Source organism: Ulvibacterium sp. (genome assembly GCF_965248315.1).
GTDB lineage: Bacteria > Bacteroidota > Bacteroidia > Flavobacteriales > Flavobacteriaceae > Ulvibacterium.
This window is the reverse complement of record NZ_CBDFIX010000002.1, coordinates 2,025,430-2,039,674: the sequence shown is the minus strand read 5'-3', so window position 1 is coordinate 2,039,674 and position 14,245 is coordinate 2,025,430. Positions and strand designations below refer to the sequence as shown.

The 14,245-nt window shown below is 34.4% G+C and carries 8 protein-coding genes; 2 read left to right on the top strand and 6 right to left on the bottom strand.

Annotated elements, in window-relative coordinates:
• The first annotated feature begins 160 nt into the window (after positions 1-160).
• Together ACP2AF_RS10320 and ACP2AF_RS10315 are read left to right on the top strand one after the other, a co-directional pair.
• Complete coding sequence (locus tag ACP2AF_RS10320; protein ID WP_425236076.1) at positions 161-1,408, top strand: site-specific integrase; 1,248 nt, start codon at positions 161-163, stop codon at positions 1,406-1,408.
• A gap of 880 nt (positions 1,409-2,288) precedes the next feature.
• Positions 2,289-2,747: a hypothetical protein gene (locus ACP2AF_RS10315; RefSeq protein ID WP_425236075.1), complete on the top strand. Its 459-nt coding sequence runs from the start codon at positions 2,289-2,291 to the stop codon at positions 2,745-2,747.
• Positions 2,748-2,999: 252 nt separating this feature from the next.
• On the opposite strand, the gene ACP2AF_RS10310 is transcribed toward ACP2AF_RS10315, so the two are convergent.
• The 6 genes from ACP2AF_RS10310 to ACP2AF_RS10285 all read right to left on the bottom strand — a co-directional run bounded on the left by ACP2AF_RS10310 (position 3,000) and on the right by ACP2AF_RS10285 (position 14,242).
• Positions 3,000-6,497, bottom strand: a complete 3,498-nt coding sequence (locus ACP2AF_RS10310; RefSeq protein ID WP_425236074.1) for a hypothetical protein — start codon at positions 6,495-6,497, stop codon at positions 3,000-3,002.
• A 218-nt stretch (positions 6,498-6,715) separates the two neighbouring features.
• Positions 6,716-7,854, bottom strand: a protein-coding gene (locus ACP2AF_RS10305) for an IS3 family transposase (RefSeq protein WP_425234704.1) whose coding sequence is annotated in 2 segments (ribosomal slippage) — positions 6,716-7,593 and positions 7,593-7,854 — 1,140 coding nt in all. Because the reading frame shifts where the segments join, the coding sequence is not laid out codon by codon here.
• 186 nt (positions 7,855-8,040) lie between these two features.
• On the bottom strand, positions 8,041-10,974 hold the full coding sequence (locus ACP2AF_RS10300; RefSeq protein ID WP_425236073.1) for an NACHT domain-containing protein: 2,934 nt from the start codon (positions 10,972-10,974) through the stop codon (positions 8,041-8,043).
• Between the two features lie 4 nt (positions 10,975-10,978).
• Entirely contained in the window at positions 10,979-12,088 is a 1,110-nt protein-coding gene (locus tag ACP2AF_RS10295; RefSeq protein ID WP_425236072.1) for a hypothetical protein, read from the bottom strand.
• Entirely contained in the window at positions 12,072-13,211 is a 1,140-nt protein-coding gene (locus tag ACP2AF_RS10290; protein ID WP_425236071.1) for a trypsin-like serine peptidase, read from the bottom strand. Before ACP2AF_RS10290 ends, ACP2AF_RS10295 begins: the two co-directional genes overlap by 17 nt.
• Before the next feature lie 2 nt (positions 13,212-13,213).
• On the bottom strand, positions 13,214-14,242 hold the full coding sequence (locus ACP2AF_RS10285) for a peptidoglycan-binding protein (protein ID WP_425236070.1): 1,029 nt from the start codon (positions 14,240-14,242) through the stop codon (positions 13,214-13,216).
• Positions 14,243-14,245: the final 3 nt, after the last annotated feature.

Here is a 14,245-nt window from a genome sequence, read left to right as displayed (position 1 = left end):
ATCATATAACACCTAATAAAAAGTCACCAAATCGACACCTATTTTAAAAATCAAAAAGTGGTGTCGATTTCTTTGTAATTCATTCTTTTTTAGTTATTTATAAAATCGTGTAATTTCTTTTTTGTACCTTTATTTGGTATAAATCGACACCTAAAAAACAATGAATTCTTTTTCTACACTTTTTTACCTCAAAGATGAGCGTCGCGACAAGAACGGAAAAGCAGGCTTATACCTAAGAATTACGGTGGATGGGCGGCGAACATCAATAAGTTTGAACCGGAAAATAGACCCGTCCAAATGGGACTCACGGATGAATAAATTAAAGGGTAAAAATGTCGAAGCAGAAGAATTGAATCGGTTTATGGCGACTATTCGGCATAAGGTAAACAAGATTCAGCATCAACTTATTGAGGAAGGTGAACCGTTTACGGTTCATGATGTTAAAGAAAAATATCTAGGAAAGGACAAGAAATATAAAATGCTGCTTCAACTCTTTGACGAACATAATCATCAAATGGAAAAATTAGTTGGTGTTGAATTCGCACTTGGTACTTGGAAACGCTATTTTACCACCAGAAACCATGTTGCCGAATATGTCAAGTTAGAATATCGTCGAAAGGATATTCCTGTAAAGGATATCGATTTAAAATTCATCAAAGGCTTTGAATACTTTTTGAAGGTGACAAAAGCCTGTAATCACAACTCCGCCCTAAAGTACGTTAACAACTTTAAAAAGATTGTTCGTATCGCCGTTGCCAATGACTGGCTTGCGAAAGACCCTTTTTATAACTACAAAGTGCAATTTAAGACCGTAGAACGAGAGTTTCTAACTGAGGAGGAACTCCAGAAGCTTATCGATAAAGAAATCGAAGGAGAACGCTTGGGCATCGTTCGTGATATGTTTGTGCTATGTTGCTTTACGGGTATGGCTTATATCGATATTCAAACCCTTAGACCTGACGAAATTTATCAGAATAAAGATGGTAGTTTCTACATAAAATCGAAACGCTCTAAAACGGATACGGGTTTTACGATTCCACTATTGCCGACAGCTGTTGCCATTATTGAGAAATATAAAGACCACCCTAAGGTGGTTAACAAGAATTACGTGATTCCAGTATTGAGTAATCAAAAGTCGAACGCCTATCTTAAAGAAATTGCCGACCGATGCGACATTAAAAAGAACCTTACTACCCACTTGGCCCGTCATACTTTTGCTACTACGGTTACCTTGACCAATGGAGTCCCTATTGAGACCGTTGGGAAAATGTTGGGACATAAAAATTTGCGCACTACCCAGCATTATGCAAAGATAATTGATTCGAAGGTGGAGGAGGATATGAAGATTTTGAAGGAGAAGTTGGTGGGAATAGAGGCTAAGGAACGGAGTAAGAAATTGAGAAATTAAACATTCTTTGTTTGAATTCTTTAGGAAGAGATTAAAAATCCCTATTCACTATAAACTCTTTACCAAAGGTGCGATTTGTAAAGAGTTAACTTTCATGAATATCAAATTCTAATTATACATAAGAAAAATTATAGTACAAATGCCTATATGGCTAAAACTGCGCAATACTACCGTATTTGATATAATTGTAGATATGACTGCCTTTAGGCTCATATCGTCAACAATTATGTCATAACAGTTTTACACGCCATTTTATTTCTTTCACGCATTCGTAAGCTATGATTCTATTATGTCAAATACCACACAATCATTCTGCACACGTTAACCATTCGTTTGCCGGTATACAAGAAACCTTTTTAAGCGGTGTGCTGCGTACAGGCTAAGATTTGTATCTATAATTTGCCGTTATGTAAAATAGCCGCTCGGCCAACAGCATATTGCTTTCATAAAAAGTAAATGCCCTTGCATTTATTTTTATACGCAATTCTCAGCCACTTGGCCAGCGCCATTAAAAGCTCAGCTTTTCGATTTTATTGAAACCTTTGGTTTAGTTGGAAATTTGGAGGAGAAAAATTTCAGGAACTTCTCGTAAGCTTACCACAAGAGTATAAAATTTTCCCTGGCGCAAATCCACGCTTTAAAATTTCTATACACTTGTTCCATTTAGAATGTTCTAATCGTTGATAAAAAAATATTCAGTCTGGAAATATTTGGAACATAATGTATAAATTTACTTAGGTGTTTATGGTATGCCTGCTCGTTCGTGCAAAGATTTCATCCACCATAATTGATAATATAAACCCTCAAGGCTTATTATCCCACAACAGCATACGAACGCAAAACTTCTTGGATAATAATCTTTGGAATAAAGGATTATATTATGAATACTATTGATTTCTTTAAGCTTCAAGCTAAAAACTTACACAGAGATTTAAAAACGAAAAAACCTGTCATCGACATTAAAGACAGTGCTTGGCCATATGAATATGAACCCAAGTATTTTGATGTTGAATTAATTATTCACGATTTCAATCTTCATGGAGAAAAATTAACTCTAATGAAAGTTCAACACCTAATTGCACGGATGGCTGGATTTGAAAAGTGGACGGTTTTACTAAAGGCCACTGAGCCTGATTTAAAAATTGCCAAAATTCTATTCGATAATCAAGATATAATTGATTTACGTATGTGGTTAGATTACATTGCTGAAGCCGAAAGAATGAATCAAACTAATTTTGACTCAGAAACAAAATTGGCTATTTGTGAACAAGTTTTTGAAATGGGAGTTTTCGATAATAATACTTTTTTTGATTGCTACCTTTTAGACAAAAAGCACTGATTAGGAATAGAATATATCTTTCTTTTTTCTTGATAAAAAAGAAACAAAAAATCAAGAAGAAAATATGCTTCCCCGCGCCCTTTGTGTCTTAATAGCTTTGCTATTCAGGCGTTTCAAGCCCCAACACAAAGCCGAGGGCAATCGCTCTTTGTGTTAGCCACAAATTCACGCCCTCGCTGGCCCGCATTTTCTTCAAACCACCTCACCAACCAATTGTTTGTCAAATCGTTCATAGGGCCAAACCAGAAAAATTCACGAGGTATAGTTTTTATGAAGACCATTCCAATCTTGTAAATCATATTGCTCATCATCATACTTGTCGCTGAATACCTTTTGTACATCTGAGATTTTATTTGGGATTTCTAGTAATCTTTGAATACAAGTTTCATCAAGGATTATTTTTTGTTCTATTAGTCTATTGATTGAATCAAAAATAATACTCAATCTAATTGGATTTTTAGTAGCAGCAATTACAAATAAATTTACAAGTCTCATTTGTTCATCCCTATCCTTGCTCTTTGCAATTTTGTTGAGGATAATTACTATTTCTTGATGACCCTCGAGGTTAGGTATAATTTTATCTTGTAAATAGTTCTTATGTTCAAAAAACTCAAATAAATCATTATTGTGAGTAGTTGTGGTAAACACCTCAATATGTTTGGTGCAAAAATTAAGAAAATCTACTTCCCTACCCTGTTTCTCGTAGCCGTCTATCAATTCAGCTACAAGAAATTTAGTATTATGATAATTACACGTACACTTCGAAATCATAATCAACAATTCCAAAGTCAGTCTATCTGTGTCTTGGTTGTCTTTTATCAAATTTATCCAAAGTTCCTTCCATTTTTTGCCCCAGATATGACTTGTAGCACCATTAACAATATCATTCAGATATTCCCGAAGAGCAATTATAAATCCTTCAGAAACATTATTCTTTAAAATAAATTTCAAGATTTTAGACCATTTTTCACCCGAATGATGATAGCCATACCACCATATCGGTTGGGGGTGCCCAGAAAATATTGTTAAAGCATCAATAAATAATCTAGGATTCATTTTTTCGATAAAATTTTTTTTCGAATATTCAAAATAATTTTCCTTATCAAAAATTATTGACTGCAATTCCTTTGGTGGATTGGAATATCCCGTTATAGCAACTGCTTTTAACCATCTTAAATCATTTCGTTCCGAATTAAGTAGACGAAAAATCACTTCTTTTTCCTCATCTGTAATTTTATTCCAACTTTCCAATAACCAACTAAGGGAATAAGTAATAAAACCAGTATCATTAACTGAAAAAATACGATTAAATAGCGGAAACCTAATGTTTGGAGTTTCCTCTGTAACATCAATCAAAAAATCTATGACACCCAATTCAAAACCGTCGAATAAACGTCGATTCAAATTTGCTTCAACATATTCGAATAAATTTGTGGCAATATTGAGACCTTGATTAGGTAAGAGAAACCTCCTTGAGTCCCTCATAGTGCTTGCGAATCTTGGAGTATGAGGGAATTTTACATCATGAGGAAATGTTTTTAGAAAATGAGGGAATAACTCACCCCAAGCGTGCCATGTTTTTTTCTTTCCTTCATTGGTTAACATATCCCAGTCTAAACTTTCTGGTCCGTAGTCAATTGAGAAGGTTGTCAATAAATTGCTGGCACGAACGCAAAAAATAGAACTCTCAGCAATTTTGGTTTGAAAAAAACCCAGACAGTATTCATAAATTTCGTTCTCATATAATGGTAGGCCTTCGAAAAAACCTTTCATAGCATTAAACAGGACTGATGGGTAGCGGTCCAAAAATATGGTTTCTCTAATTTCAATATTTTCCGAACTACCATCTATTAAGAAAAATAGGTAGGCTGCCAAGTTCCGAATAAAGACTTCATTACTTCTTAAACTAACTTTTATAAGATCGAAATTTAAATTTCTTTCTCTTTTTGTATGCTTTTCTCGTTTTAAAGCTTCCCAAATATCCTCGAGACCAACATTTTGTTTCTCACTAATTAGTCTACAGACCTCTAAATACTTAACCTCAGACATTTCTACAAAATAGTCCCTTAATCCGCTAGAATACCCAGTCCTAACCGGTATATTTTCATGAAAATGGATTCCTGATTTCTCATCCAAAGACTCCAGACGATACATAATTTTCTCTTGAAATTCTTTATCCCGAATATTCTTAAAGTTCTTCAAAAGAAAAAGAAAGCTTTCATCGCTTACCCTAGGGAAAAGACTATCCTCAAATAATTTAAAAGATTGTTCAAATAATTCTTTATGGTGTGAAGAGTTTATATTTTGACAAACAAAATCTAATGATTTTGCACCTATATGAGCTATTTCCAAATTTAGGCAAGTAAAAATTTTGTAAACACTTGGTATTATCTGTTGCCGTTGGGGTGTGCTAAGACCTTTGAACACGTATTTACCTATTTCTATATACTGCGGATGAGAAAAAACATATTCATCATCAATGAACTTTAAATAACCTCTTTTTTCCAAAAAAGATAATTCTTCACTAAACTTTTTGTGACCATCATTCAATACGTTATATCCAGGAAACTCAAAACCATCTGTTCTTTCTTCTACCAGAAACCTTCCAAAAGGGGAATCATATTTTATTAGACTTAATTCTTCCTCAAAATCAGATAATATATAAGCCAAGTCCTGATTAGAGGCACCTACATAGGTGTCAATACTTAGGCTAAGTATTGATATGAGGTACCAAGTATTATTAGGTATCCTGAAAATTTCCTCGCTAAGTTCCTGTGCATCAACCTGAGCTAGATGAACTAATTCCGCTTCAGTTTTGACAGTATTCTGTAATTCTTGAATGTTTGAAAGATGAATTAACTGACCAACTTGTAAAGTTATACCAGTGGATAAAGCGGAAGTCATTGTTTGGACATTATTAGACAAAATGCTGGAGTCCTTACTAATTTTTGTCCATATATTTATTAGAAAGACTAAGTCATTATTAGTCAAATCTGTCCAGTCATAATTTTTTACTTTATAATCAGCTAGTCTCTTACTTCCTTTAATAGAAAATAAGATTTCCTTTCTTGTAGTAACAATTACAATATTTTTAGGATTATGATTTTTAGCTAAATCATGTAATTTTCTAAATTCATCAGGGCTTTCATTTGCGAAATTGTGGCCAAAAGGATCTTCAATTAGACAAATTCTTTTTTTTCCTTTAAGGCTCAAAAAACTTTCAGCATCTCTAAAATTATCTACTCTTTTATAACCATAACCTTTATCGATAAATTTTAAAACCAATCTTTTTGCAATTTCCGATTTGCCGCAAAAAGAATCACCTGTTAGTAAAAGAACATTCTTCTTTCGGGCTTTTGAAAATAAAGCTTTATCAATGTCACGTTCAATATAGAATTCAGAGACGATTGGCTTATCAAATTCCTGACTATAAGATTGATATCTAAGTTTTGCTTCCTGCAAGTTTACATAGATAAGGACCGCAATGAAAATAACAAGAAGCCCAAAAACCCATAAACTATCTGTGAATACAAAAATTTTCAACAGTAGAATAACTAGACCTCCGAAGTACTCTCCAAGTATTTCATTTATATATAAATAAAGTTGGTTCACTTCTTCTCTTGCGAAGTATAAACCAAATTCAAGAATAGCTCTAGAGATTAAATATCCAATTAAGAATCTATAACTTGTCCCCCTTAGGAAATTTCTCAAGGTCGAGGGTAAATTGAATATTACTTCTTGAACTTGCATTTACTTTTATTGGTTATTGAAGGCCTATAGAATTGAATATACAAATTTTAACAAGTATTCATTTATATTAAATCCTTAGATATAAATATTAAGTATCAACATTTAAACCCATTCAAGAAACATTCCACTCCTATCCTACCTGGGTCACATAATAGTAAGTTTTTTGATAGTTTTATAAGACGGTTGTAGCCTTCCCTAAAAATGTAGCCTTACCCTTTTTAGGACAACTCTAAATTCAATAATTTTTCATTAATTATGTTGGTTTCGGGGAAGAATTCTTCCCCGAAACGGTCTTTGTATTCCCTTGGTGGCATATCGTCCAATGCCGAGTGCGGGTGCTTTGTATTGTAGTTCTCCATCCATTCGTTGGTCAATGTCCTTATCTGGTGCAGGTCATTGAACCAATATGCATCGAGTACATCTTCGCGATAATGTCGGTTCAATCGTTCCATAAATGCGTTCTGTACGGGCTTTCCCGGTTGGATGAACCTGAGCTCGATTCTTTTCTTCTTGCACCAATCGGCCAAGGTCTTGGAAATGAACTCCGGACCGTTATCGCAACGGATCGTTTTGGGAAGGCCCATTTCTTCCTCCAAATGGCTTAATGTCTCCACCACTTTTTTTGCCGGGTAGTTCAGCCCCACATCCATGGCAAGCACCTCACGGTTGCAATCGTCCATTACATTGAACACCCTGATCTTCCTGCCATCGGACAGCACATCGGCCATAAAGTCCATGCTCCACACCTCATTGAGATCCATCGGGGCCTCCAATGGGTTCTTTGTCCTTGCGGGCAAACGTTTCTTGTGTTTGCGCCTGAGTTTCAGGTTCATCGACCTATATACCCGCAAGACCCGTTTGCGGTTCCATTTATGGCCTTCGCGACGAAGCCGCTTGTAATACACCTCAAAGCCCCTGGTGGGCAGTTCTTCCGCCAGTCTGGATAACGCTCCGACAACTTCCGTGTCATCCTTCCTGTTGTGGTGGTACCACATCGAACGGGCAAGTTCCAGAACCTGACAGGAACGTGATACGCTTACCGAATAGGCCTCTTGTAGGTATTTCGCGCGGTGCTTCTTGTCGGAAGGCCCTAGAACTTTTTTGACAGCACGTCCTTGAGCATGCGGACGTCCAGACTTACGTCGGCGTACATCTGCTTAAGCTTGCGGTTCTCCTCCTCAAGCTCTTTAAGGCGCTTCATATGGGCCACTTCCATGCCACCATACTTCTTTCTCCAATAATAAAAGGTGCTGGTATCGATGCCCATCTCACGGGATATGTCCCCGACCTTGCGGCCCTGTTCGTTCTCTTTGAGTGCCTTGATAATCTGGCTCTCGGTAAACTTGCTTTTTTTCATCTGACAGTTAAAATTTAAAGTTACTATTTTCGAATTTTAAACTGTCCTATTTTTAGGGAAGGCTACAATTGGAAAATATGCTTCTTCTTTAAGGCTTTTTAATTAGTTTGTCGAACAAGAGATTCTTTCGTGGACATTGTTAGTCTGTTCCTATAGAATTTCAGATTTCTTTATACCTTAGTCGGGTTAATTAGATTCGATGCTATTATATATATTTTCTATTTCTCCTACCAAAAAGTCAGCTATTCTTAGATGGTTATTTTTTAGTAAAGCTCTATATAGCAAATACATAAAAGTTCCATCATCCTCATCTAGAATATGATCAAAAATTAATTTTCCCATGCTTTTAGATAAGATTGACCTATGTTTTTTACCGACATTGGTGATTCTATAATTTTCAACAATATTGGTATCTAAACTAGCCTCCATGAGAATAGGAACTGGTATCTTTTTCGATTCTAACACTTTCATCAACTTATTAATTTGAGGAGATGTTATCTCCCAAACCAATGCTAAATCCTGTTTAAGAATTTTCGAAGAACCAGTTGGCATTATGTCATACAAACTAATCCCCAAATATCCCTTTGATAATTCTTCTAACAGCTGATTATTAGCCTCATGAATAAATGTTAATCGTCTTTTGAATGTCATACTATCAAAAAAACTGGTAAAATCAATCAATTTTATATTTAAGAAAATATAATTCCACATTTTATTATAGACCAAATTTGAAGTCAAAACTTGATTTTGCAACTCTAAGTATTGGATTATCTTTCTCCATTCTGACTTGACATCCTGCTTATCAACTTGAAGAGAAACCTTTAGTCTGGCAAACAGTTTTAAAGAATGTAGCAAAACCTTGGCTTTTAAAAATCTTTCCTCCTGAATATCTAAATTTAGCTCCCTCCAATAATTTGAATTTTTACTAATAACATGCCAAGCTGTTTCATAGTCTCTCAACGATTCATATACACGGCTCTCCAGAAAAATAAACTCTATTCGACTAATCGGTGAGTCATAAAAATCAGGGTTTGACGTATAGGTATATTTGAAGAACAAGATTTTTCGAAACCTATAAAGCCTATATTGCATATAGTCATAATAAAATTTAAGTTCAGGAGAGGAAGCTTCATTATTCAACACTATTTCTTTGTCTAGAGAAAACAATTCCAAATCACTACCATCCAATGCCTCCTTTATTCGGTTAGAATAGTAGTCAACCCTATTTTTAAAATCTGAATTTTCTATAGTTTTAGATTGTACGCGTGCCTTTTGAAGTTGTCTCACGAATATTTGCGACGCTTCTGGTAGCTCATTAACATTAGAATCAATGAAACTTCTAATGCTCTTAAAAACTGATTCGTTTAATAATTCCTTGGGTTTCTCCCCAAGCATTAGTTTATGATAAAAGTATTCGCCTTTAGATATATTATCTTCTTTATCACGATAAAAATCAATAGCCTTCCTATGTATTTCAATAGACCTTTCTGGCAAACTAGCTTTTATCATAGGCAGACATTCCTTTCTCAAGTCTTGTCTGAAAATAAATTCCCCCATACCGCTATCCTTTATTAGGAAAACTTCTTTCTTCAAAACCTCTAAAATTTTATTTGCCTCATGTGTATCAATTTTTTGAACAGGGGTATTCAAATCACAGGTTTCCGCAAGAATATGTTCAATCGTATCAGCATTTACTCTTCTTAACAGCATTCCAGGAACCGCAATTTTCTTGGCTCGTTTATCACGAATATGGCCCAATATTCTTACTACCAAATATTCTTGAATTTTTGTTGAATTTTGGAGTTCCTTAGATTCAAGAATGGACTGGTCTTTTTTATAAGCAGTTTCAGCGAGTTTTAATATCAAAGGATTACCTCCTAATTTTTTATATACCAACTTTGCAATCTTATCATCTTTGATTCCCCACTCTTTGAAAAGTGCTATTGTAGATGATTCATCAAAGGAATTGATTTCTAATAAATTAAAGGAAAGCTCCTTGTTTTCATCTGTAATATCTGCGCGACCAGCATAAACAACTCGTAAGCGAGGAAATCTCTCAATCAGTTCATTTACAAAAGAAAAAAATTCTGTCAGTTCGTTAGAAGTCGCTTTGTACTGCATTTCCTCAAAAGAGTCAAGAACCATCAAAACAGGTCTGGAAAAGTCTTCTAAGGAAAGGCCTATTGAAAGCAATTTTTCATTAATTCTATCAAGTAAATAAGACCGTTCCCTATTATTAGAACCTTCTTTTTCAATTGACCTTGATGCGTCATACCAATAAGCTAGTTCCGACTCTATTTCAATAATGAAATTTTCGAACGATGGAAATTGTAACTTCAATTGTCTTCCACACTCAAACAAAAGATCAACTGGTTCTTGTATAGAAAAACCTGGCAAATCATAATCTATATAAATAAAGGGTAAATGTCGACCATGTTTATTCTTCCGACTATGTAACAAAATAAACCGCGCTATTAGAGTTGTTTTGCCTACCCCCCCAACTCCCTTTATCAGCAAAGGATGTTTACCACCGTCACCGAAGGTTTCATTTATTGTTTGTCTAATTCTTGAAACAACATTTTCTTTTGGAAGCCAATCAACATAATTTGTTAAACGTCTTATCTCCTTTTCTCTACCCGCAAAATGACTTGTTACTGATTCAAAAAAACTATAAAATTGATTTCTTTCTAGAAATAACTTTAGTTTGTTCGATAATTCCTCATCTGGAAAAATTTCTAAATACTTTGATAAAAAGTAAACTTCCTGTTCTCCCAAATCGATTAAGTCAATTTCTTTCCTGTGGAACTTTAAAATAAATTCGCCAAACCCTCTCTCATCCAAGCCTAGTTGTCTTATCGTCTCCAAAAGCTTTCCTTTTGCTCCCAAATCATTTAGAATACCTTCTAATTTTGGCTTTTTTAGGGTTCTAAGACCATTTATTTTTTTAACAGTAATTTCCTTTAATGCGGACCGTTCTGATTCAGAAGCATTTTTGAAATCTTCTAAAATGTCGAAGTCTAGTAATATTGCAGCCTTATTCAATAGAGAAGATGAAATATCCTTTGATGATTTCGTCTTCATCCCTGAAAATAGGTTATTTATATCTAGATTTTTATCCACTACGTTAAGGTTTTACTTTATCAATAAATTCTTCAATGTACAAACCTATCTCACTAATACCTTCTGAAAGAGGAGGAAGTTGATTAACGAAGTTGTTGACAAATTCTTCTCTGTTAAAGTGGTGAAGGGACTGATATTCATCATAAATCTTAGCAGCAATTAACAATAGATCATTAGGGTTTATGTTTTCCATTTCATAGACTTTAACCTTTCTTACCAATCGCCTCCAGTTGCGTAATTTTTCACATGGATATCCTGCAATTATCAATATTGCTTTTGGAAAATTTGTTACAAAAGTTTCTACCAGCTCATACATAAACATATGGGCATTGTCCAATAGATTTGTAACGACATGAAAATCATGTAGAAAAATAACTGGAATAGTATTTTTTTCTTCAATTTTTGATTTTAAAAAACTAACAAATTGGACAAACTTTAGCTTTGGGTCTGCATATTCGTCCCAATTAATTGTTAGCTTAAATCTTTCGCCTAAATATTTAGCCAGTAGTAACCCCTTATCCAAATTTTCATTATCCAAATAGTACGATGCATCCAAATGATACAATTCCAATCCAGGTATTACTCCTTTAATACTTTCCAAATATTCTTTCAAATAAGACATACCAGACCTAGGCTTACCTCGAACAAAAATTACCGAACTGCCATTATCTATTAATGAATCCCTTATTTTGTCCCTGAAGTCCCTTCTATCCAAAAATGGCATACCAAACTCTGTAATCATCCTATTGAAAACATGTGGATTGAAACCCTGAATTACTAATCCTGGTTCAAACAGTAAAAATTTCTCTAGCTGTGATTTTAAAAAAACTATATCGTCATTCTCGAGATTATTGCGATTATTCATTTCATTAAAGAATGCCTGCAGGAACACATTAAGTTTCCCTAAACGACCTAGCTCTCTTAGATATGTTGTTATTCCTGTTAAATAGTTTTCCCTTTCAGGTACAAGATTGTTATATCTTAGTCTTCCACCCAAATCATTTTGCTGAAAAACAAAATTTTCCAATATTGTTACCGTGCCAAAGTAGTGATGAACTGTTGAGCTTACAGAGTTTAAAAGTTCACCGTCTATTCTATTAATTATTGCCTCCATCAATAAAAAACTCTTTTTCATTTAAATATTCAACAATAGCCAACATAGTAACACCCTGGTTAAATCTCAGATTAATGCTATCATAGCCAGCATTATGGATACCTATTAAATTAAAGTTCCGGTCAACAATAGGAGAGCCAGACGTGCCTCCTTCAGTATTGACTTTGTGACGGATTCTTCTTTTATTAGGACTATAACCGATAACTTGGTCTAAACCAATACCTATTTTTTGGGGCCTGCCATCTGGATGTTGAATAATGAAAATATCCCAAGTGTTCAAATCTTTGATGTTAACTGGAATTTCTAGCCAACCTCGAGCTTCATCTTTTTTTTCAGATATATTAACTGAATTATTGTTTAATCCAAAAGGTAAATTACCAACCTCTTCTTGTAAATTTAGTATTGCAAAATCACACAGATCATCTGGATAATCTAATTCTTGATTTGGGTCTGCGCTTAAGTCCTCATCCAACCGAGAGTATGGACTATATATTTCGATTGGTCTGTCAACACTTAATTTAAAAGTAATACTAGGATTGGCATTTAGCGCATCCCCATCTCTTTCATAGTCGAAAACTAAATTGACTTTGGAGAGTAAATCCCGTCTATCTTTTATTGGTTCAATAACATGATAGTTAGTCATTACATTTGTCGGACCTATCAGAAAACCTGTACCATGAACAGTATTTCCTTCACCATTAATGTACTCAATCATACAAACACACCTCTTGGTTTTATAGATATTAGAAATTAAAATTCCAACATCCATCGGTTGCATAGCACTAACTATGGCTTCCATTGAAAATGTTTCCTTTTCAAAGGAATCACTTGTAGTATATGACGGAAGATCATTTAAATATTTAAAAACCAATCTGTCGATAAGTGGCGTATTAGAATAATGGGACTGCAAGGCCTTTAAAAATTGCTCTAGTTTACGGTTATCAACTGAAATGTTTTGTCCCAAAATGATAGGCAACTGTAGGTTAAAAGGATTAGTACCATCATTATATTGCATTATATTAATATCTGTGTATTGGATTAACAATGCATTTAAAGACACCCAGTTATATCTTTTTTCAACTAAAATATAACTACATAATTCTCTTATCTCACTACTTGTCATTATTACCTATTGATATCCATTAAATCATAAGAATAATTCTCAATTTCGCTAAATTGGAAATTCTCTTTTGGAAGGTTGCTTAAGCTGGCAGACTCTAAATTGCCTTCCTCAGGAACAAATGATTTTGACTTTTCATATAATCCATTTAACATAGCTAGTAACTCAGTTTGTGGGAAACAATCGATTTTATCTGAACGTACGTTACAATGATTCCAAATTCCGGGACATCCATTTAATGCGTCGTTGTCAATTTCAAATGATGTTTGAGAATATGGTTTATTTACAATAGGTATGTCAAACAAAAATGATAAAGTTAAAATTAGCTTTTCGCAGCTTTCGATTTGTTTGTCTGTATATTTTTGAAAAAAACTAAATCCCCTCCATGGGATGTCCAACTTAACAACGTTATCCTCAGGGACTTTAATCACCCCATTCTTCGATTTAAACAGATATTCACCTTCTTCTAAGTGAAGTCCTCCCAAAGAACATAATTCTATCCCTATGGATTTTTGGTTTAGTAGTTTACTTTTTGACCCTTTAACGCCAAGATGGTAGGCCCAATGGATTTCATTGAAGGCGCGAATAACTCGACCATCCCAAATTAAGTCTTTACAATCTCTTGAAGCTCTACCAATCACAAAAGCTGTCCCGATACGCCATAATCCTCTACCCTTCGGATTTGTATCAATTTCCCACCAATCTATTGTTTTTTTAGGATTGTATCTTCCAGCAGTGTGATGTAGGTATATAGTGTCTTTTTCGGTAATCTCTTTAACCCATTCGTTATCATTCAGAAAGTAGTTTTCATAACCTAGCGAAAAATTGTATGCAACATCCAGCAGTTTCATCCATGTATTTCTTCCAACTAATCCATCGACCTTCAATCCATGTTTCTTTTGAAACTCTTTCACATACATATCAGTTCGTTTATCAAATTTGCCACTACTAGGAATTGAATGACCCTCTTTCTGGAGTAGTTTTTGAAGAAAGATTACTTGATTGTTTGAATCACCTTCTTGTATAAGTTTCATGTT